Below are 20543 nucleotides of genomic sequence, written 5' to 3'. Positions count from 1 at the left end.
CGCTCGTATCCCGAGCTCAACGGATCGGAGGGCCGAGTGTTCGATCTTCCGGACGATCCGGTAAGTCTTCGATCCTTCCTGGAACGTTCTCCGGACTTCGTCGCGTTGTCCGATTTCACGGGAAAGATCCTGTACATCAATCCGGCGGGTTCGGAACTGATCGGTGTCACGGATGTGGCCGATCTCGGCATGTTGTCTGCTCTGGAACTGCTGACCTCCGACGGACGCGACCTCACCGACGACATAGCCGCCGGTCTGCTCGCCGAAGGCAAGTGGGAGGGGTACTGCGAGCTTCGCCATCACGAGACCGGTACCGGCATACCGGTGGTGGTGTCTGCCTACGTGATCAGTCGTGACGACGGAGGGCCCGACGTGGTCGCATCCACGATTCGGCACCGACATACGGTCGAGCAACGCAGCGCCAGAATTGCGGCCGACGCAGTGATCGCGGGTCGTCACGCGCAGGAACAGAAGGCTCTCGCCGATCTGAGCCGATTCGCCGTCATCGCCGAGCTACCCAGATTGCTCACTGCAGCAACCGACACTGCAGCCACCTTGATCGGCGTGGGAAACTCCGCCATCGCCCATCTCGAACACCCGACCGACCAGTACTTGACCATGGACGCCGCCAGCGGTGCACTCGGCATGCGTCAGGACATTCCGTCCGGCAACGGTTCGTTGGTGGGATTCGTCCTGACACTCTCGGAGCCTGTCGTGTGCAACGACAGCCATGCCGAGAAGCGTTTTCGTACCGACACGATGATCTCGCTAGGCCTCCGCAGCGGCGTCGGAGTTCCCATCTACACCGCCGCCGGAAAACCGTGGGGAGTTCTCTCCATCCACAGCGTCGAGGCCCGTCTCTACCGCGATGAAGAAGTGTCGTTCCTTAGCTCGGTGGCCGGCATCGTATCCGCAGCGATACGGCGCATCGACCTCGAACGCCAACTGCGAAGACGGAGTACGCACGACGCCCTGACCGGTCTGCCCAACCGCACCCTTGCATATGAGGTCATCGATTCGGCACTGGACCGAGCCAGACAACAGTCGGGCACCGTCGCGCTCCTGCTGCTCGACATCGACGACTTCAAGATCATCAACGACAGCCTGGGACACGACGCCGGAGACAGGGCGTTGGTCAAGTTCGTCGAACGGTTGGCGTCGGCAATCCGAGACGCCGACACCATCGCGCGCCTGGGTGGAGATGAATTCTTGATCGTGTGCGAAGGCGTGGACAGCGTTGCTCATGCGGAAGATCTCGCACGACACATCACGAGTTCCATCGCCGTTCCCTTCTCGGCCGAGGACGTGCCCATCCCCTTGAGCGCCAGCATCGGTATTGCGGTGTCCGAACCGAATTCGACCCGGCACGAGCTGATCCACCGCGCCGACTTGGCCATGTACCGCGCGAAGGACAGTGGGACCGGTGGGCATGCAGTGTTCGATCCCACCGATCTCTACGACGCGGACCGCATCAGGTCACTGTCGATCGATCTGCGAGCGGCGCTGCGAGCCGACGAGCTCACTCTCGCCTATCAACCGTTGGTGGACATCGCCACACGGAAAATCGTTGCGGTGGAGGCACTCGCCCGCTGGAATCACCGCGAACTCGGGCCCATCGAACCGAGCGAGTTCGTCGGCGTAGCCGAAAGAACCGGTCTTGCAACACCGTTGGGCGCGTGGGCGCTACGTACCGCATGCACGGCCGCGGCGCGGTGGCGAACGTTCTCCGACATCGTGGTCCGCGTCAACGTCAGTGCGCTTCAACTCCGCGATCCCGACTTTCCCACCGAGGTCGCGTCGGTACTGGCAGAGACTGGACTGCCTCCCTTCGCTCTCGGACTCGAGGTGACCGAAACCGTGTGGGTCGCGGACACCGAGCGGGTCGCCGACACCGTCTCGGCCCTGCACGCCATGGGGGTGGCTCTACTACTCGACGACATGGGCAAGGGCCACAGCTCCATGTCGTATCTCGACCGCTACCCCATGTTCGAGTGCTTCAAGATCGACAAGTCGTACATTGCCCGGCTGCCTGCCCCTCGGGCTCGCGCGATTATCTCGGCCATCGTTGCGCTCGCTCGCGCATTCGACGTCACCGTCGTCGGCGAGGGCGTCGAAACCGAGGAGCAACTGGACGCACTGGCCGCCACCGGCTGCGACTTCGCGCAGGGATATCTCTTGGGCCGACCGGTCGGGGCCGGTGCCATTGCCGATCTGCTTCTCGGCAATCGATGAATCCCGGGCCGTCCCGACGGTCGTGATACCGTGCCCAACCAGAGCTACTCGCATAGCCACCCCAGCTGCAGCAGGCACCCGCGTCGCCTCCGTCAGCGTTCCACGGGCAAGGTCCTTCACGGATCTGCGATCGACAATGCTGGTTTCTATCTGCACGCCGTGTTCATGGTTTCCGACCGGTGCAGCAGTGCGCGGGACTGGTGCACACAGGGATTGGAACTCTCATGACAAAGAACCACGCAGACAAGCGCGCAGCGCGGACCTATGCGAGAGCGCATACACTCCCCTATCGTCAGGCTCTCGCGTCGGTACGCGCCGCCCACGCCGATCGAAAGTCGTTGTTGCCCTTCGCAGAGCGTCTTCTGATCGAGGCCGTCGAGGGATGCGGAATTCGGCATTGGGCTCGAGTCGACGAATGGGACGGCCTCGGCCGCGCGGTGATCACGGACGTCGGTGGCGAACGATTTGTCGTCGGTGTCGACACCGTTCTACCAACTCTTCGGGACCACCTCGACGACCATCCGGGACTGAAGCCGAACGATATCGACAGTTACTTCGCCGACGAGGCACTGCAACTGCTTCTGTTCGGCGGCGTGATCTATCGACTCGAACTTCACCGCGGCATGGGGCTGACGGCCTGATCCGATATCGGATCAGAGATTGCGTCGCCTGGTGTCACCAGTGCGGGATGGGTTCGGAAAGGGGCTGTCCCCTCTTTCCACTTTCAAGGTATAGCGCACCCCGGGGCTTGCGGCAAGACCCCGTACAGGGCTCAGAATGGCTCGCTGCAACCACGTAGTCATCGATCGGAGTCCTGTGAAACCTGAGCGCCCACCCATCTTCGCGCTCCCGGAAAGCCTCACTCACAAGAACACCGCTGATGCGATAGGGGTTGATCAGCAACACTTTTCGGAAATACAGTCGAGTATCGAGAAGTCTCGATCAGATACGGCGGAACGTCTGACGATCGTGCAGAAGTCGATGGGTCGGATGGGGCAGGAAGTGATGGAGCGTGACTTCGAGATCCATCGACTGAACGCACGCCTTCGCTCCCTACATCGTTACGGGGTCGATCTGTGTCTGGGCCGCATGGTCGTCGCCGACTCGGTCGAGCCGGTGTACATCGGACGACTCGGACTGCTGGGAACCTCGGGCGAGCAACTCCTCGTCGACTGGCGCTCCCCCGCAGCCGAACCCTTCTTCGGTGCCACTCACGCAAATCCAACGGGGCTGCGGAGTCGTCGTCGATATCGCTGGACGAACGGCTCCATCACCGACTACTGGGACGAGGTGTTCGACCTGACCGGACCGATCACCGACGCTGCGCTGGACGATCAGTCGGCCTTCATCGCCAGTCTGGGCACCGCACGTTCACCGCGAATGCGAGACGTGTTGGGCACCGTCCAGGCAGATCAGGACGCGATCATCCGAGCGGATGCCCGCGGCGCACTGGTCGTCGACGGTGGGCCTGGAACCGGAAAGACTGTCGTTGCTCTGCACCGCACCGCGTACTTGCTGTACACACAATCGCGACTCGGATACAACCGCGGTGGAGTGTTGTTCGTCGGCCCACACGAGCCGTACCTCGCCTACGTGGCAGATGTTCTACCGAGTTTGGGTGAGGACGGTGTGCAGACCTGCACTCTGAGAGACCTCGTCGACGAGGGAGCGAACGCACTGGAGGAAGCCGATCCGGCGTTAGCGCTGCTCAAGGCGGCAACCGACATGCATACGGCGATCGAGGCCGCTGTCGCGTTCTACGAGCAGCCGCCGACCCGGAACATCATCGTGGAAACGGACTGGGCCGATCTGACGCTCACTCCCGACGATTGGATCGAGGCATTCTCGGCACCCGCGCCCGACACGCCGCACAACGAGGCCCGGGAGCAGATCTGGGATCTGCTGTTGACGATTCTGACGGACCGGTACGACGGCGACAATCCCGTCGAAGTTCGAACGTCTTTGCAGCGCAACGTAGATCTACGAAAGGAGCTCGACAGATCGTGGACCATCATCGACGCGGCCGACCTCGTGGCCGATCTGTGGAGCGTGCCGGCATATCTCCGTAGGTGCGCTCCCTGGCTCGGCTCCGAGGAGGTACGTGCGCTGCAGCGACCCGACTCGGCACAGTGGACGGTGGCCGATCTACCGCTGCTCGACACCGCACGGATGCGGCTCGGAGATCCAGAGCATGCGCGGCGCACTCGGCGTCGGGAGCTCGCAGCTGTACACGAACGCTCGCGAATGGACCGCGTCGTCGACGAACTCATGGCCGCCGATGACGACGAGATGATGGCCGCCCAGTTGCGGCAGGACGGAATTCGCGATGCGCTCGTCGATTCGGCTGGCTTCGACGAGGTCCCCTCGGATCCCTTGGCCGGGCCGTTCGCACACATCGTCGTGGACGAGGCACAGGAGTTGACCGACGCGGAGTGGCAGATGGTCCTGCGCCGATGCCCGTCGGGCAGCATCACGATAGTCGGAGACCGCGCACAAGCGCGGCGGGGATTCGCGGAGTCCTGGCTCGAACGCCTCGGAAGAGTGGGATTCGACCACATGAACGTCGCCACCCTCGGCGTCAACTACCGCACCCCACGAGAAGTGATGGCCGAAGCCGAGCCGGTGATCCGCGCGGCGCTGCCTGACGCCAATGTTCCGGTCTCCATCCGCAGCACCGGTGTGCCCGTCGAGTACGGCGACGCGGCAGATCTGTTGTCGATTCTCGATCGATGGCTGGACTCGAACGTCAACGGAATCGCTTGCGTCGTAGGCGATCCTGCGTTCCCGTCTTCGGAGCGCATCCGCTCACTGACACCACAGTTGACGAAAGGACTCGAATTCGATCTGGTCGTCCTGATCGACCCGGATTCGTTCGGATCGGGAATCGCCGGTGCCGTCGACACTTACGTGGCGATGACCCGAGCAACCGGACAGCTGGTGGTTCTGACCATTCAGCGCGACGCCGAATCGAGAACGTCCAGCACAGCATGAATTGCCGGGCTGGCGTCGGCGCTGCGCCGCCACGCGGCCTGCACCTCACGAGCGGGAGCGCGCTCGAGCGGAACCGCCACGAGACCGGCACCGAGCAACGGACGCGCGAGACGAGGCACGAGAGCGAGCACATCGTCCGCTTCGACCAGCGCGAGTTGCGTAGAGAAGTCGTCCACGAGATGGCGAACGTCGACCTCGGCGGACGTTTCGGCAAACAGCCGACGAAACCACTGGTGACACACCGTCCCGGCCGGGCTCGTCACCCACGGGTATTGCGCGAGTTCGGCGTGGGCCAAAGCGGTCTCGCGTCGGGCGAGTGGGTGGGTTCGCTTCATGATCACGTCGCCGAAATCCGTGTGAATCGGTTGCCGGACGACCGAGGGAGGAGCGGGCACCGATACTCCGTCGGCGTCGTGCACCAGCGCAAGGTCTGCGGTCCCGGAATACACGCTGTGCAGTGCACGGTCCGGGTCCTCCTCGCTGATGTGCACCGTCAGGTCGGGATACCGTCGGTTCAGCTCGATCAGCGCGGGTGCCAGCAAACCCCGTACCGCGGTCGAGAAGCCGACCAGCCGAACGACCCCACGTGCGACGCCCTCGTCGGCGGATCGGGCCGACTCGACGCACCGTTCGAGAGCGTCGAACACCTCCCCCGCGGACTCGACTACCGCCCGACCTGCGGGGGTGAGCACGACGCCCCGACCGGCCTGTGCCAGTACCGAGGTGCCGATCTGCCGTTCGAGTCGTTTCATCTGTTGAGAGATCGCCGATGAGGTGTAGCCGAGTTCATCGGCGGCCCGGGCAAGAGTGCCGAGGGCTGCCACAGCGCGCAGGGCATGCAAAGCACTCACGTCGATCATGAAGCAACAGTACGCAGTAATGCGGAAAATGCATCGCTGGACCTCATCTATAGAGCGGTCCACACTCGGACCATGACCAACACTCCGTCGCCGGCCTCGACGATCTTCGGCACGAACCTCGTCGCCATGGCGACCCCCTTGCACCTCGATGGATCGCTCGACCGAGCGGGCGTCGATGCGCTTCTCACGCACCTGATGGCAACACGATGCAATGGCGTCGTCGTCGCCGGAACGACCGGTGAAGCACCTACCCTGACGGGCCACGAGACCTCGCAGCTGATCGCTCGGGCTCGAAGGCACTCGGATCACGCTGTTCGAGTGATCGCGGGAGTAGGCACGAACGACACCTCGACAGGGATCGAGATGGCCCGGTCCGCAGCAGCAGCCGGAGCCGACGCACTGTTGATCACCGCTCCCTACTATTCGCGGCCCACCCAGGCCGGAATCACGGAGCACATCGTCGCGATCGCCGAGGCAGGTGGGCTGCCCGTCATGGTGTACGACGTCCCTGCGCGGACAGGTGTGGCGGTCGAGGCGTCGACGCTCATCGAACTCTCCCGCCACCCCCTCATCGGTGCCGTCAAGGACGCGAAGGGTGATCTGTACGAGGCCATGACCGTCATGTCATCGACGGACCTCGCCTACTACTGCGGAATCGACGAACTTGCGCTCCCCTACCTTGCCTCTGGTGCAACAGGATTGGTCAGTGTCACCGGCAACGTGGTGGCAGACCGCTACGCCGAACTGATCGCGGCAGTCCGCGTCGGCAACCTGGATCGGGCGATCGCAGTACAGCGATCGCTCCTGCCGTTGACCGACGCGATCATGCGTACGACGCAGGGTGCCATCATGGCCAAGGCCGCGCTCGTCAAAATCGGCGTCATCTCCGACCCGACCGTGCGACGCCCTCTGCTCGAGTCATCGGTGGGTGATCTGGAACGGCTGTACGCCGCTTTGTCGGCCACCGGAATCGATCAGGAATCGACAGGCGTGCACGTTCCGGTGCGACTAGCGTGACGCGCATGGCTACGACGAAGGTCACGCACGACTCGGCACCACACGCCGCCGACAGTCACGATCTGATTCGTGTGCAGGGCGCGCGGCAGAACAATCTTCAGGACATCAGTGTCACTCTGCCCAAGCGGCGGCTCACCGTGTTCACCGGTGTCTCCGGCTCCGGCAAGAGCTCACTGGTCTTCAGCACGATCGCCGCGGAATCACAGCGGATGATCAACGAGACCTACAGCGCCTTCGTCCAGGGATTCATGCCGACTCTTGCCCGACCCGACGTCGACGTCATGGACGGGCTCACCACGGCCATCATCGTCGATCAGCAGCGAATGGGTGCCAATCCCCACTCCACCGTCGGCACCGCCACCGACGCCAACGCCATGCTCCGCATCCTGTTCAGCCGAGTCGGAAAGCCGTATATCGGTTCGGCGCAAGCGTTCTCGTTCAACGTCGCATCGGTCTCGGGCGCGGGTGCGGTCAAGGTGGCCAAGGGCGGTAGACAGACAACCGAGAAAAGGACCTTCTCCGTGACCGGTGGCATGTGCCCGCGTTGTGAGGGCCGAGGCTCGGTGAGCGACTTCGATCTCACCGCCCTGTACGACGCGAGCAAGTCACTCAACGAGAACGCCATCACGATCCCCGGCTACAGCATGGAAGGTTGGTACGGCCGCATCTTCCGCGGCTGCGGGTATTTCGACCCGGACAAGCCGATCTCGAAGTACACGAAGAAGGAACTCGACGATCTGCTCTATCGCGAGCCGACGAAGGTCAAGGTCGAGGGCATCAATGTGACCTACTCGGGGCTCGTGCCCCAAATCCAGAAGTCGTTTCTGTCCAAGGACGTCGAGGCGATGCAGCCCCACATCCGCGCCTTCGTCGAACGCGCGATCACGTTCACCACCTGCCCGGACTGCCACGGCACCCGGCTCAACGAAGGCGCTCGGTCGTCGAAGATCAATGGCGTCAACATCGCCGACGCCTGTTCGATGCAGATCAGCGACCTCGCCAGGTGGGTCGGCGCACTGAAAGAACCGTCGGTGGCACCGCTGCTCACGACTCTGTGCGACGCCCTGAACTCGTTCGTGGAGATCGGGCTCGGCTATCTGAGTCTCGATCGTCCGTCGGGGACGTTGTCCGGTGGAGAGGCTCAGCGCACCAAAATGATTCGTCACCTCGGATCGTCGCTGACCGACGTGACCTACGTGTTCGACGAGCCGACGATCGGTCTGCACCCCCACGACATCGAGCGAATGAACAATCTGCTGCTTCAGCTGCGGGACAAGGGAAACACCGTGCTCGTCGTCGAGCACAAGCCCGAGACGATCTCCATCGCCGACCACGTCGTCGATCTCGGCCCCGGTGCCGGCAGTGCAGGCGGACATGTCTGTTTCGAGGGCACCGTCGACGAATTACGCCGCAGCGCTACCGTCACCGGCCGTCACTTCGACGACCGCGCGTCGCTCAAACAATCGGTGCGCGGGTTCTCGGAAGTGCTCGAAATTCGCGGTGCGAACTCCCACAATCTGCGCAACGTCGACGTCGACGTTCCACTCGGTGTGTTGGTAGTCGTCACCGGCGTCGCAGGCTCGGGCAAGAGCTCGCTCATTCACGGATCACTCTCGGGGACGGACGATGTGGTGTCGGTAGATCAGGGAGCGATACGCGGGTCGCGGCGAAGCAATCCCGCGACGTACACCGGCTTGCTGGAACCGATACGGAAGGCGTTCGCCAAGGAGAATGCCGTCAAACCTGCGCTGTTCAGCTCCAATTCGGAGGGCGCGTGCCCGACGTGCAACGGCGCGGGCGTCATCTACAGCGACCTCGCGATGATGGCCGGGGTCGCCACGATGTGCGAGGAGTGCGAGGGCAAGCGGTTCCAGGCTTCGGTACTCGAGTACCACTTCGGCGGTCGCAACATCGACGAGGTGTTGTCGATGTCGGTCGCCGAGGCCGAGGAGTTCTTCTCCTACGGCGCAGCGAAATTGCTCCCGGCGCACAAGATTCTGCAGCGCCTGAACGATGTCGGGTTGGGCTACCTCAAGATAGGCCAGCCGTTGACGACTCTGTCGGGTGGAGAACGGCAGCGCCTCAAACTGGCGACGCACATGGCCGACAAGGGCGGGATCTACGTGCTCGACGAACCCACCACCGGACTGCACCTTGCAGATGTCGACAAACTCCTCGGGCTGCTGGACCGCCTGGTCGACTCGGGCAAGTCGGTGATCGTGATCGAGCATCACCAGGCCGTGATGGCACACGCCGACTGGATCATCGATCTAGGTCCTGGTGCCGGCAATGACGGCGGACTCGTCGTGTTCGAGGGAACGCCCTCCGATCTGGTCGCGGACGGTTCGACTCTGACCGGCCAGCACCTGGCTGCGTACGTCGGGAGCTGACGTGCAACCGAACCCGAGAACAAGGGAGATGCCGTGACCACCCTGCTTCACCGGCCCGCAACCGCACTGGTGATCATCGACGTGCAGAACGACGTGATGGTCGGCGTGCACGACCGGCAGCGCGTCATCGACAACATCGTCACCCTGGTGTCCCGCGCCCGGTACACCAGTACTCCGGTGATCTGGGTGCAGCACTCATCCCAGAAGGAGCTGCCTTTCGGAACGGACGGCTGGAAACTTCTCGACGAGTTGCCGATGGATCCGCGCGATCCGCTCGTCCACAAGAAGCACGGCGATGCCTTCGAGGACACCGGTCTCGAAACCGAGCTCGCCGCCTCGGGCGTGGGGCATGTCGTCATCGCCGGGGCGCACACGGATTTCTGCATCAGGTCCACGCTGCACGGAGCCCTCGTCCGCGGATACGACGTGACACTGGTGAGCGACGCACACACTGCCGAGGATCTGTCCGACTGGGGTGCGCCGCCACCTGCGCAGGTCATCGCGCACACGAACATGTACTGGGACAACCAGACCGCTCCCGGCCGGACTGCCGTGGCCGTCGTCACCGAGAAGGTCACCTTCGGCTGACCGATATCCTGGACACTCCATGGTGACCTTGCTGCTTGCGCTCGTCGGATTCGCGCTGCTCGATTCGCTCGACGTGCTGCTGATCGGCGTGACCGCTGCCATCGCGGTGCACGCGAGAACCACCCGCCGGTCTCCTTTCCGAGCCGGGCTGGCCTTCGTCGGCGGAGTGTTCACAGCGACGACCACGTTCGGCATACTCACCGTTCTCGGCATCGACTTCTTCACCGATCTGTTCGACATCACCATCACTCCCACGCTCCGGTATCGCACCGAGCTGGTGATCGGGCTGGTGCTGATCACTCTCGGTGCTCTGCGCACCGCCGAACGGCACCCACCGGCGTGGGCAGCCCGAGCCGGCTCGAGCATTCCCGTCGTCGCCCTGACCGGACTCACGATCGGTTTGGTGCAGGGCCCGACGGCCGTGCCTTATCTCGCCGGGCTGACGATGCTCTCGACCTACGATCCCCGTCCGCCGTGGTGGCCGGCCATCGTCGTCGTCTACTGCTTGATCGGGCTACTACCGCCCATGCTCGTTCTGATTCTGGCGTCGAGGAAGAGTCGACGTTCCAGACGCGCGTTCACGGCAACCGTGCGGGCGCTGATGCGGTACGGCCCGCCGACGGTGCGCGTCATCTTCGTCGTGCTCGGTGTCGCACTCGTCGCCGACGCGCTGATTCATGCCGGAGACCTCGTCTAGATCGTCGCCGTAAGCTTCTCCGCATGGCACTCGATCACGGCGATCCCGGTGACGCCCCGTCCGTCCCTCCTCCCCTGGCACCGGTGGTCCACGACCGTCGTCCCTCCGCGGCCGAGGAAGCGCGCACGATCGCTGCGTCCACCAACACCGCAACCCTCGCGAGCCTGACCGCGGACGGCGATCCCTGGGCATCGTTCGTCACCTACGGATTGCTCGACGGCGCTCCGGTTCTGTGTGTCTCCCGGATGGCCGAGCACGGACGGAACCTCGCAGGCGATCAACGGATGAGCCTGTCGATCGTGGCACCGCAATCGCAGACCGATCCACTGGCGTCGGGACGCATCACGCTGGCCGGCGTGGTGGAACGGCCCGACGGGGACGAGTTGGCCGCAGCACGCGCGGCGCATCTCGACGGCGTACCAGCAGCGAAGCACTACCTGGACTACAGCGACTTCACGCTCTGGATCATGCGCGTGCATCGAGTCCGCTGGGTCGGCGGATACGGCCGGATGGATTCGGCAACTGCCGAAGCGTATTCCGAGGCCGCGCCCGATCCGGTGTCGCCGACCTCGGCGTACGCGATCGAGCACCTCAACGCCGACCACGCGTCGTCGCTGAACGCGATGGCTCGCGAATTGGGCGGCTTTCCCGACGCCACGTCCGCCGAGTGCACGGCCGCGGACCGTTATGGACTGGATCTGAAAGTGCTCACGCCACGCGGGATCGCGTACACAAGGGTCGGCTATGCGACTCCGATCGACTCGGCTGCCGAACTGCGGGCCGCGACCGTGGAACTGGCGAAGCGCGCCGCAGCCGGCCGATAGGTGTGAGATGCAACCACAGACACGACGACCTCGCCGAGACGTCGCGATGGATGGCGACTACCGTTGACCTCACACAGCAATCGTTAGGGAGCAGGTAATGAGCATCCAACCGCTCGAATCGAAGCGTCACCGCGTCGTCGTCATCGGTTCCGGGTTCGGAGGTCTGTTCGGCGTCAAGGCGCTCAAGAAAGCCGACGTCGACATCACCCTCGTCGCCAAGACGACACACCACCTCTTCCAGCCTCTCCTCTACCAGGTCGCCACCGGAATTCTGTCCGTCGGCGAGATCGCCCCCACCACCCGCGTCATTCTGCGCAAGCAGAAGAACGCCGAGGTGCTGCTCGGAGACGTGCTGAACATCGATCTCGAGGCCAAGACGGTCACGTCCAAGCTCCTCGAACGCATCACCGTCACTCCGTTCGACAGCCTGATCGTCGCGGCGGGCGCACAACAGTCCTACTTCGGCAACGATCACTTCGCCGAGTTCGCGCCCGGCATGAAGACCATCGACGACGCGCTCGAACTGCGCGGACGCATCCTCGGTGCGTTCGAGCAGGCCGAACTCTCCGACGATCAAGAGGAGAAAGACCGCCTCATGACCTTCGTGGTCGTCGGCGCAGGTCCCACCGGCGTGGAGCTCGCCGGGCAGATCGCCGAGCTCGCCGATCGCACCCTCGACGGAGCTTTCCGTAACATCGATCCGCGTGACGCCCGCGTCATCCTGCTCGACGCCGCGCCCGCCGTGCTGCCGCCGATGGGCGAGAAGCTGGGCCGCAAGGCCGCCGAGCGCCTCGAGAAGCTCGGCGTCGAAATCCAGCTCAACGCGATGGTCACCGACGTCGACAACGACGGCCTGACCGTCAAGGAGAAGGACGGCACGACGCGTCGCATCGAGTCGCAGTGCAAGGTCTGGTCTGCAGGCGTGCAGGGCAGCCCCCTCGGCAAGCAGCTCGCCGACCAATCCGGATCGGAAACCGATCGCGCCGGACGCGTGCTGGTCGAACCGGACCTCACCGTCAAGGGCCATCCGAACGTGTTCGTGATCGGCGACCTGATGTCGGTCAAGGACGTTCCCGGCATGGCGCAGGGCGCCATCCAGGGAGCGACCTACGCGGCCAAACTGATCAAGGCGTCGGTCAAGGGCCAGGACGATCCCGCCCAGCGGGCCCCGTTCAAGTACTTCGACAAGGGTTCGATGGCAACGGTGTCGCGCTTCAACGCGGTCGCCAAGGTCGGGAAACTCGAATTCGGCGGTTTCATCGCCTGGCTCATGTGGCTCGCTCTACACCTCTACTACCTGGTGGGCTACCGCAGCCGCATCACGACCGTCATCTCGTGGTTCGTGACGTTCCTCGGCCGCGGTCGGGCTCAGATGGCGTCGACCGAGCAGCAGGTGTTCGCGCGACTGGCCATCGAGCAACTCAACTCCATCGAACGCGCCGGTGACGTGGACAAGCGCACCGCCGACGTGGAACGGCAACGCGAGGACGCAGCGGGCTGATCGGCCACCGACCGAAGTGTTCGAGAATACGCATCGGCCGACGGGACACCGTCGGCCGATGCGTTGTTCGTTTCGAAGTGTGCGGGTCTCACAGATCGGCTCCGGCGGGCTGCAGTCGGCGTCCCACCGAGGTGCTGAGCGAACCGCCTCCTGCCAGCGACAGCCGGACGGTCCCGTCGGCGAGATCGACTTCGGACGAACGGTCATCGGGATACTGCAAGGTGCTGGACATCGACAGCGGAGCCGACAGCGCGTCGTGCGCAACCGATCCCGCACCCAGTTCCACTCGGTGACGCAACAACGGGCTGTTGCCGACGTCGCATCGCATCGCACTGCTCCACCGACCCGATGCTTCCTCGAATCGTCCGATCTGCGTCCTCTCACGTAGCCACAACGTTGAATCTTCGTGCAGTGCAACGGTATTGACCACCGAGTGCGAGGCGTCGGATACCACGACCATTGGTTCGGGATCGAAGATCAACGACGCGCCCGCTCCGACCTCGAAGTGCCACTGCGCGGACGAATGACGCTGCAGCCCACCGGGCATCGCCAACGAGGCAGCGACACTGCGCACCTCCAGGTGGGCGCCGGCCGCCACCGATATTCTCACGGTGATGGTGTCACCGCCCAGAGGCGTTGCCGCCGTTCCGATCAGGTGAACCGTGTCCGGTCCCGTCTGTCTACCGGCCAGCCCTCCCACAGAGGTGATGCGTGGGCTCCGGGTGCGGCTCGCGTCGATGCAGAGCTCGGTGTGCATCGACGCTCAGTGCGTGTGGGCATGCGCGTCGGCGTCGGCGATCACCTTCAGCTGCTCCCGCACCCACTCGAGCACCATGGTCGCCGCCGGATCGTCGGTGAGGGAGATCAGCGCAGTCGGTCGTCCCTCGCGCACCTGGGCCGCGTCGCGCTCCATGACACCGAGGTCGGCTCCGACGTACGGGGCCAGGTCCGTCTTGTTGACGACCAGCAGGTCGGAGAACGTGACACCGGGACCGCCCTTGCGCGGCACCTTGTCTCCCCCGGCCACGTCGACGACGAAGATCTGTACATCGATCAGACCGGACGAGAATGTCGCCGTCAGATTGTCGCCACCGGATTCCACGAGAATCAGATCCAGGGGCGGGTTGTTCTCGATCAGATCGTCGATGGCGTCGAGATTGGCCGTGATGTCGTCTCGAATCGCGGTGTGCGGGCAGCCACCGGTCTGCACCGCGGTGATGCGCTCGTCGGGCAACACTGCGTGCCGACGCAGGAAGTCCGCATCCTCGGTGGTGTAGATGTCGTTGGTGAGTACGGCCAGTGAGAGTTCGTCGCGCAGCTCGCGGCACAGCGCAGCCACCAACGCCGTCTTGCCGGACCCGACGGGACCACCGATCCCGACGCGCAGCGCATCGCCTGCCACCCGTGCGCGCTTGGGCCGATCCAAACCGTGGTCGTGGGGCTCACCGTCGATCAGGTGCGGGGGCATGTCGAACTCCTTGTCACTAGAGAAAAAAATGGAACCGTAATCAGGATACGAACAACGGACGATCGCGGACGGCGTGGGCTTCGGCGAACATGTCCAGCAACGGATCCGACAACTCCATCAGCTCCGGCAAACATCGACACACCGCGGCCGTCACGTCGTCGCAGAACTCGCCCAACCGGATGGTGCACGCCGCGACCTCGGCCGGATCGAGCGCGAGGAGACGCTGCGCTGCGATCGCCGACCCGGTCATGGTGATGTACACCTGTACCGCGGCCGTGTCGGCAACCGACAGGCCCGCCGCGAGTCCGACGTGCCCAGCGGCAACCGCCAGGTGTGGCCTCCGCCCGATCGACGCCCAATCATGATGCGGCCAAGCAGATTTGGCCAACCGAAGCAATCCACGGCCCTGAGCACGGGAGGCAGACCTGGCTGCCGGGGACGGAGTTCGGGCGTCGCATTCGGCATCGGCCTCGTCCGTGCTCGACGACCCGTGCACCAACGATGCGGCAATGGACGCAGTCGTGGCACCGGAGGTTCGGATACGGCGTCGCAGAAACGCCTCGAGCGAGGTGATGTCTCGAACGAACCCCGAGGCGATGGCTTCCTCCACTCCGCCGGAGTGCACGTGTCCGCCGGTGGGCAGGCGTGAATCGGCAAGCGAGAGAAGCGTCGTCACCTGCAGTCGGGCATCGGACATCAGAAGAGGAAATATCGCTGCGCCATCGGCAGTTCGGTGGCCGGTTGCTCTGTCCACACGTCACCGTCGATCCGCACGGTGAAGGTGTCGGGATCCACTCGGATATCGGGCAGAGCGTCGTTGTGTGCCATGTCCGACTTCCTGACGCCGCGCACGTTCTTGACCGGAACCAGCCGTCGATCACAGTTCAGACGTCCAGCGAGTCCGTCCTCGATCGCCTGTGGGGCAACGAAATGCAGTGAGGTCGCGGCGGCCGCCTTCGGCGACGCCCCGAACATCGGACGCGGCAGTTCGGGCTGCGGGGTCGGGATGGACGCGTTGGCATCGCCCATGGCAGCCCAGGCGATCATGCCGCCTTTGATCACCATGTGGGGACGTACGCCGAAGAACGCCGGATCCCACAGTACGAGGTCGGCGAGCTTCCCCGGTTCGATCGAACCGATCTCGTCGTCCAAGCCGTGTGCGACGGCCGGGCAGATGGTGTACTTCGCGACGTAGCGCATGACACGGTTGTTGTCGGCTCCGTTGTCACCGGTCAGGAAGCCACGGCGCGATTTCATCACGTGTGCCGTCTGCCAGGTTCGCAGAACCACCTCACCGATCCGGCCCATCGCCTGAGCGTCACTGCCGATCATCGAGATAGCACCCATGTCGTGCAGTAGATCCTCGGCCGCGATGGTCGACGGCCGGATTCGACTCTCGGCGAAGGCGAGATCCTCCGGAATCGAAGGACTGAGGTGGTGGCACACCATCAGCATGTCGAGATGTTCGTCCAGGGTGTTGACGGTGTGGGGACGCGTCGGGTTGGTCGAGCTGGGCAACACATGTGGCTGCGCCGCAACGGTGATGATGTCTGGCGCGTGCCCACCGCCCGCACCCTCGGTGTGGTACGCGTGAATTCCGCGTCCCTTGATCGCATCGAGGGTGGTCTCGACGAAGCCGGCCTCGTTCAGGGTGTCCGAGTGCAGTGCTGCCTGAACGCCTGCGTCCTCGCACACTCGCAGGCACGCGTCGATCGCGGCCGGAGTCGATCCCCAGTCCTCGTGCAGTTTGAAACCCGATGCGCCCGCTCGTAATTGCTCCCACATCGAGTCCGGATTGACCGTGTTGCCCTTGCCGAGGAGCACGATGTTCATCGGCCAGTCGTCCAGCGATTCCAGCATTCGGGAGAGGTGCCACGCGCCAGGAGTGACGGTGGTGGCCTTGCTGCCCTCGGCGGGGCCGGTTCCTCCTGCGATGACGGTGGTGATGCCGCCGCCGAGAGCTTCTTCCTTGATCTGAGGGCAGATCAGGTGGACGTGGCAGTCGATGCCGCCTGCTGTGACGATCTTCCCGTTGCCCGCGATGATCTCGGTGGACGGGCCGATGACGAGATCGGGATGTACCCCGGTCATGGTGTCGGGGTTGCCCGCCTTGCCGAGCGCCACGATGCGTCCGTCGCGAATACCGAGATCGGCCTTGATGATTCCCCAGTAATCGACAACCACCACCCCGGTGATCACCGTGTCGGGAGCACCGTCGGCGCGGGTGGCTCGGGACTGACCCATCGATTCACGGATCACCTTCCCGCCGCCGAACACGGCCTCCTCACCGGCGTTGCCGGGTCCGCCACTGCGGTCCTCGGTGACCTCGATCAGAAGATCGGTGTCTGCCAAACGGATTCGATCACCCGTGGTGGGGCCGAACAACTGGGCGTATCGACTGCGACTCATGCGCGCCATCAGCTGTCCAACTTTCCGGGAGGTGTCATGCTCAATCCGTGTACCTCGCGCGTGCCACCGAGGGGCACGAGCCGAATCGTCTGTTCGATGCCGGGCTCGAAACGCACCGCTGTGCCCGCAGGGATGTCGAGCCGGCAACCGTATGCCCGCTCACGGTCGAACTGCAGAGCCGCATTGGACTGCGGGAAATGCACGTGGCTACCCACCTGTACCGGTCGATCTCCCGCGTTCACGACGATCATCGAGATCACCTCGGCACCCTCGTTGATCTCGATGTCGCCTGCGACAGTGATGATCTCGCCCGGGATCAGGTGGCCGTCACCCCGCGTCGGCGAGATCGGCTCGTGCACCGTGATCAGCTTCGTACCGTCCGGAAAAGTCGCTTCCACCATCACCTCGGGGAGCAACTCGGGCACCCCGTCGAGCACGTCGTCGGCACCGAGAACCTCACGACCCGAGGACATCAGGTCTGCGACCGATCGGCCGTCGCGGGCACCCTCGAGGAGGTGATCGGTGATGACCGCGATCGCCTCGGGGTGGTTGAGCTTCAGGCCGCGTGCCTGACGACGGCGAGCGAGTCCGGCCGCGTAACTGACGAGCAGTCGGTCCTGCTCGTGCGGAGACAACCGCATTGGAGTTCTCCGTCCCGATCGGTGATGGTGCCCGGCAATTCTGACACGCTTGCGACCCGTCGGCAGCGGAGTGCGCCGACGCACCTCATCCGAGCGGCACGGTCACCGATCGATCGAGCAGTCCCCGCAGCACGTCTCGGTCGATGCCGGCAGCAACGTTCTGCAGCTCGGCGATGCCGAACGCGCCCGAATCCAGACCCCGCACCAGAACGCCTGCCAACGCCTGCGCCGTCGCCGGCTCGTCCATCACCTCACCACCCTGGCGATCGAGGTAGCTGCCCAATCGAGCAGCAGCGACCAGCATGGCCTGACGGAAGAAGCCGAAGGTGGCGAGCCACCGTGTCACCAGATGACCGGGATGCATGTCCCAGCCCTGATAGAAGCCCCGCTCGAGGGATCTGGTGACCAGATCGAAATGCCGCCGAGCGGATGACGCGACCTGATCGGGATCGCCGGTCGGCACCACCTGGGTCGAGCCGTCACACAACCATACCCCGGTCTGCGCCGCCGCCACCAACATGACGTTCTTCGCATGGTCTGCCACCGGATGCGCCAATGATTGCTGCGCAGAAGTGATTCCGCAGGCGGCGCTGTAGTCGTAGGTCCCGTAGTGCAGGGCGGTGCAGCGGCCGTCCGCCCGAGTGATCGCCCGCGCGAGCGTCGTCGTGCCATCGGCCCCGATCACCGCCTGTGGGCTCTCGATCTGCAACTCGAACCGAAGCGCGCGATCCGGTAGACCATGGGCCCGCTCGAGTTCCTCGCACACGGCCACTACTGCGGCCACCTGCTGGACGGCGCGCAGCTTGGGTACGGTGAACACGAAGCCGTCGGGCACTCCCCCGGCTCCCTCCAGAACGAGCTCGAGGGTGCGAATACCACGCCGACGCTCATGTGCAGCAAGCCCTTTGGCGCGCACTCCGAGCCATGTCGGGCCCGCTGTATCCAGCGCCAACGCCGACAGCGCGGCACCGGCTGCGCGCGCATGACCGTCCTCGACGGCGTCCGACCGCCACCCGTAGCCGTCCTCGAAGTCGAATCTGAGATCTTGCACAGGGGCACCGCCGAGCCGGTCACGCACGAGGGGCAGTGCGTCGGCGGTGTCGAGTCCCGCGAATGCCTCGGGATTGGCGTCCAGGATGGCCAGGGCGGCCGCGCCCCATTCGTCCGGCACGGCAGCCGAAGCGTCCGCGGCCGATACGTAGACGGTGTGCGAAGGCTGACCGCCGATTCGGTCACCCGGATAGTGCTGTGTTAGTTCGTCATCGATGGGACCGAACAGTGACTCCAGGCGATCGAACGCGTCGGGGGTCAATGCGGTGCCCCTGGACTCGGAGGAGGATTCGGCGTTGTCGCTGTGTCCGGTCATGGGCCTCACTGTCCCAGATGCGCGGTGTTTTCGACATTCGCGAGCCGGACCTTGCCCTGGGCGACAAGGCGTCCGTTCTCGTCCGTCATGTCGACCTGCCAGAGCTGTTGGGTGCGACCCCGATGAATCGGATGTCCGTGCGCGGTCAGGGTTCCCGAGCGCGTTGCGCGCAGGAAATCGGTGTTGTTGTTGGTTCCGACCACGTGTCCGCGCGCGCCGAACCACGCCGATCCACCGATACTGGCCACCGATTCGACCACCGAGCACAGCACGCCCCCGTGCATGATTCCGGCCGGTTGATGAAGCTGCGGGGTCACGGTCCATTCCGCGCGCACCTCGTCGCCGGACACCTCGAGGTATCGCAGGCCGACGACCCCGTCGAATCCTCGTGCACACAGTTCTGTGAGCTGCTCCGGCGTCATGGTGTCGAAGGTGCTCTCCCCAGTAATGCCGTTCGAGTCCGTCATAGCTCTGCCTCCGGTGGCGTCGAAATGGTCCGGCCGACTCGACTGTCGACTCCGACTCAGAGATACACGACGATCGACCCACGAAAATCGGTGGGCCTCTCGTTCGCTGAGAACGAGAGGCCCACCGTGGCAAGGACCGGGAGTCACTGCAGCCCTCAGGACTCCGGCGCGGTCCGTTGGTACCAAGTCAGCATAGGCAAACCTTAGTTCATGCGCAAGGGCGTCACGACGCCCGCAGCCGCACCCGGCCAGGCACCCCGACGCGTGACCGGACGGGAGCGCCCGCAGTGACCATCGCGTCGAGCAGCATCTGACCCCTGCGCGCACCGGCAGATGCGCCCGCCCCCGCAAGAATCGGCACGTACGTCGAGGCCCCGAGGATGGCGTCGCCCACCAGAGCCCAGAAGACTCGCGCGTCCAGCGGTGCGCGCTCCGACACCGCGCGGTGGACCGCACCGAGCGACGTCGTGCAGCGGTGCGCTGTCCAGACCAACAAGGCCTGTTCGCATGGGAGCGTGACCGTGCCGGGCTCACCCGCAGCCGGGTCCTCCGGCAGGACTCTCAGGATCGGCGACGCTACTCCCGCCCAATCGATCCCGCCGTCGCTGTCCATGTGGATCCACAGATTGTCGATGCCCGGATCCCAGGCGCGTGCCTCCAGAACCAGCAGCGCGGTCACGCGGCCGACAACGGCGTGGATCAAGGCCGTCGCGACCTGCACTGCCGCGGCCTCCGGGACATCGAGATCCTCGAGCGACCGTCGGTACATCTGCTCCACGCGGCCGTCGTCGAGGCCCACGGCCAACTGCCACCAGCGTCGCTTTCCCTCGTTCGCCATCGCTGCCACCGCGTACATCCGCGGATAATCGGGATTCAGCGCACGCAGGGTTGCACACGAGTCGGCCAACAACGTCGCCGCGCCGGATCGATTCGAGAATCGATGCACATCGGCCCAGCCCGTGAATTCCGCGGTTGCAACTGACACCTGAAATCTCCTCGCAGTTCGTGGCGGGTGCACGCATCGCACCTCGACCCATGCATGTAGGTTAGCCTAACCAGATCTTCGGCCGGGACAGGTACCGCTATCCTTAC

Annotated in this window: 18 protein-coding genes; 9 read left to right on the top strand and 9 right to left on the bottom strand. The window is 64.5% G+C overall.

Features of this window, described 5'->3' with window-relative positions:
* Positions 1-36 precede the first annotated feature (36 nt).
* From AABD04_RS11890 to helR, 3 genes are all read left to right on the top strand, one after another.
* Complete coding sequence (locus AABD04_RS11890) at positions 37-2232, top strand: sensor domain-containing protein (RefSeq protein WP_341441300.1); 2196 nt, start codon at positions 37-39, stop codon at positions 2230-2232.
* Between the two features lie 224 nt (positions 2233-2456).
* Positions 2457-2873, top strand: coding sequence for a hypothetical protein (locus AABD04_RS11885; RefSeq protein ID WP_243596196.1), 417 nt, complete (start codon positions 2457-2459; stop codon positions 2871-2873).
* 136 nt (positions 2874-3009) lie between these two features.
* Positions 3010-5223 (top strand): RNA polymerase recycling motor ATPase HelR, encoded by a 2214-nt coding sequence (helR, locus tag AABD04_RS11880; protein ID WP_341441299.1) that lies wholly within the window; start codon positions 3010-3012, stop codon positions 5221-5223.
* Here the strand turns inward: helR and AABD04_RS11875 are convergent.
* Positions 5184-6083 carry a LysR family transcriptional regulator gene (locus AABD04_RS11875; protein ID WP_341441298.1) on the bottom strand — a complete coding sequence of 300 codons (900 nt, stop codon included), beginning with the start codon at positions 6081-6083 and terminating at the stop codon, positions 5184-5186. The genes helR and AABD04_RS11875 overlap by 40 nt on opposite strands.
* 72 nt (positions 6084-6155) lie before the next feature.
* Between AABD04_RS11875 and dapA the strand changes: the two genes are divergently transcribed.
* The 6 genes from dapA to AABD04_RS11845 all read left to right on the top strand — a co-directional run bounded on the left by dapA (position 6156) and on the right by AABD04_RS11845 (position 13100).
* Positions 6156-7100, top strand: coding sequence for a 4-hydroxy-tetrahydrodipicolinate synthase (gene dapA / locus AABD04_RS11870; protein ID WP_341441297.1), 945 nt, complete (start codon positions 6156-6158; stop codon positions 7098-7100).
* Positions 7101-7105: 5 nt separating this feature from the next.
* Positions 7106-9490 (top strand): excinuclease ABC subunit UvrA, encoded by a 2385-nt coding sequence (locus AABD04_RS11865; protein ID WP_341441296.1) that lies wholly within the window; start codon positions 7106-7108, stop codon positions 9488-9490.
* Between the two features lie 33 nt (positions 9491-9523).
* A complete protein-coding gene (locus AABD04_RS11860) occupies positions 9524-10078 on the top strand; it encodes an isochorismatase family protein (RefSeq protein WP_341441295.1) in 555 nt (184 codons plus the stop codon).
* 19 nt (positions 10079-10097) lie between these two features.
* On the top strand, positions 10098-10775 hold the full coding sequence (locus AABD04_RS11855) for a GAP family protein (protein ID WP_341441294.1): 678 nt from the start codon (positions 10098-10100) through the stop codon (positions 10773-10775).
* Positions 10776-10798: 23 nt separating this feature from the next.
* Complete coding sequence (locus AABD04_RS11850) at positions 10799-11599, top strand: HugZ family pyridoxamine 5'-phosphate oxidase (protein WP_341441293.1); 801 nt, start codon at positions 10799-10801, stop codon at positions 11597-11599.
* 97 nt (positions 11600-11696) lie between these two features.
* The gene (locus AABD04_RS11845; protein ID WP_341441292.1) at positions 11697-13100 is read left to right on the top strand and encodes an NAD(P)/FAD-dependent oxidoreductase; all 1404 of its coding nucleotides are present in this window, start codon (positions 11697-11699) and stop codon (positions 13098-13100) included.
* Positions 13101-13188: 88 nt separating this feature from the next.
* Here the strand turns inward: AABD04_RS11845 and AABD04_RS11840 are convergent, their stop codons facing one another.
* The 8 genes from AABD04_RS11840 to AABD04_RS11805 all read right to left on the bottom strand — a co-directional run bounded on the left by AABD04_RS11840 (position 13189) and on the right by AABD04_RS11805 (position 20436).
* Complete coding sequence (locus tag AABD04_RS11840) at positions 13189-13857, bottom strand: urease accessory protein UreD (protein ID WP_341441291.1); 669 nt, start codon at positions 13855-13857, stop codon at positions 13189-13191.
* Positions 13858-13863: 6 nt separating this feature from the next.
* Positions 13864-14568, bottom strand: a complete 705-nt coding sequence (gene ureG, locus AABD04_RS11835; protein ID WP_094641747.1) for an urease accessory protein UreG — start codon at positions 14566-14568, stop codon at positions 13864-13866.
* Positions 14569-14608: 40 nt separating this feature from the next.
* Positions 14609-15265 carry an urease accessory protein UreF gene (locus AABD04_RS11830; protein ID WP_341441289.1) on the bottom strand — a complete coding sequence of 219 codons (657 nt, stop codon included), beginning with the start codon at positions 15263-15265 and terminating at the stop codon, positions 14609-14611.
* Entirely contained in the window at positions 15265-16986 is a 1722-nt protein-coding gene (locus tag AABD04_RS11825; protein WP_341441288.1) for an urease subunit alpha, read from the bottom strand. The genes AABD04_RS11830 and AABD04_RS11825 overlap by 1 nt, the downstream gene beginning before the upstream one ends.
* On the bottom strand, positions 16986-17618 hold the full coding sequence (locus AABD04_RS11820; protein ID WP_341441287.1) for an urease subunit gamma: 633 nt from the start codon (positions 17616-17618) through the stop codon (positions 16986-16988). The genes AABD04_RS11825 and AABD04_RS11820 overlap by 1 nt, the downstream gene beginning before the upstream one ends.
* Before the next feature lie 85 nt (positions 17619-17703).
* Complete coding sequence (locus AABD04_RS11815) at positions 17704-18984, bottom strand: DUF6986 family protein (RefSeq protein ID WP_341441286.1); 1281 nt, start codon at positions 18982-18984, stop codon at positions 17704-17706.
* Between the two features lie 5 nt (positions 18985-18989).
* Positions 18990-19451 carry a PaaI family thioesterase gene (locus AABD04_RS11810; RefSeq protein WP_374230319.1) on the bottom strand — a complete coding sequence of 154 codons (462 nt, stop codon included), beginning with the start codon at positions 19449-19451 and terminating at the stop codon, positions 18990-18992.
* Positions 19452-19674: 223 nt separating this feature from the next.
* Positions 19675-20436, bottom strand: coding sequence for a hypothetical protein (locus tag AABD04_RS11805; protein WP_423228139.1), 762 nt, complete (start codon positions 20434-20436; stop codon positions 19675-19677).
* Between the last annotated feature and the right edge of the window lie 107 nt (positions 20437-20543).

The sequence above is a fragment of the Rhodococcoides navarretei genome (assembly GCF_038069675.1).
GTDB lineage: Bacteria > Actinomycetota > Actinomycetes > Mycobacteriales > Mycobacteriaceae > Rhodococcoides > Rhodococcoides navarretei.
Note: the sequence above shows the minus strand (reverse complement) of the source record. Positions and strands in the feature narration are given on the sequence as shown.

Bases quoted from the DNA above. Each gene is read 5' to 3' on its own strand.
- AABD04_RS11825 (WP_341441288.1), bottom strand. From the start codon at position 16,986: ATGGCGCGCATGAGTCGCAGTCGATACGCCCAGTTGTTCGGCCCCACC.
- AABD04_RS11875 (WP_341441298.1), bottom strand. From the start codon at position 6,083: ATGATCGACGTGAGTGCTTTGCATGCCCTGCGCGCTGTGGCAGCCCTC.
- AABD04_RS11840 (WP_341441291.1), bottom strand. From the start codon at position 13,857: ATGCACACCGAGCTCTGCATCGACGCGAGCCGCACCCGGAGCCCACGC.
- AABD04_RS11810 (WP_374230319.1), bottom strand. From the start codon at position 19,451: ATGACGGACTCGAACGGCATTACTGGGGAGAGCACCTTCGACACCATG.
- AABD04_RS11850 (WP_341441293.1), top strand. From the start codon at position 10,799: ATGGCACTCGATCACGGCGATCCCGGTGACGCCCCGTCCGTCCCTCCT.
- AABD04_RS11820 (WP_341441287.1), bottom strand. From the start codon at position 17,618: ATGCGGTTGTCTCCGCACGAGCAGGACCGACTGCTCGTCAGTTACGCG.
- AABD04_RS11855 (WP_341441294.1), top strand. From the start codon at position 10,098: ATGGTGACCTTGCTGCTTGCGCTCGTCGGATTCGCGCTGCTCGATTCG.
- AABD04_RS11865 (WP_341441296.1), top strand. From the start codon at position 7,106: ATGGCTACGACGAAGGTCACGCACGACTCGGCACCACACGCCGCCGAC.
- helR (WP_341441299.1), top strand. From the start codon at position 3,010: ATGGCTCGCTGCAACCACGTAGTCATCGATCGGAGTCCTGTGAAACCT.
- AABD04_RS11885 (WP_243596196.1), top strand. From the start codon at position 2,457: ATGACAAAGAACCACGCAGACAAGCGCGCAGCGCGGACCTATGCGAGA.
- AABD04_RS11815 (WP_341441286.1), bottom strand. From the start codon at position 18,984: ATGACCGGACACAGCGACAACGCCGAATCCTCCTCCGAGTCCAGGGGC.
- AABD04_RS11845 (WP_341441292.1), top strand. From the start codon at position 11,697: ATGAGCATCCAACCGCTCGAATCGAAGCGTCACCGCGTCGTCGTCATC.
- dapA (WP_341441297.1), top strand. From the start codon at position 6,156: ATGACCAACACTCCGTCGCCGGCCTCGACGATCTTCGGCACGAACCTC.
- ureG (WP_094641747.1), bottom strand. From the start codon at position 14,568: ATGCCCCCGCACCTGATCGACGGTGAGCCCCACGACCACGGTTTGGAT.
- AABD04_RS11830 (WP_341441289.1), bottom strand. From the start codon at position 15,265: ATGTCCGATGCCCGACTGCAGGTGACGACGCTTCTCTCGCTTGCCGAT.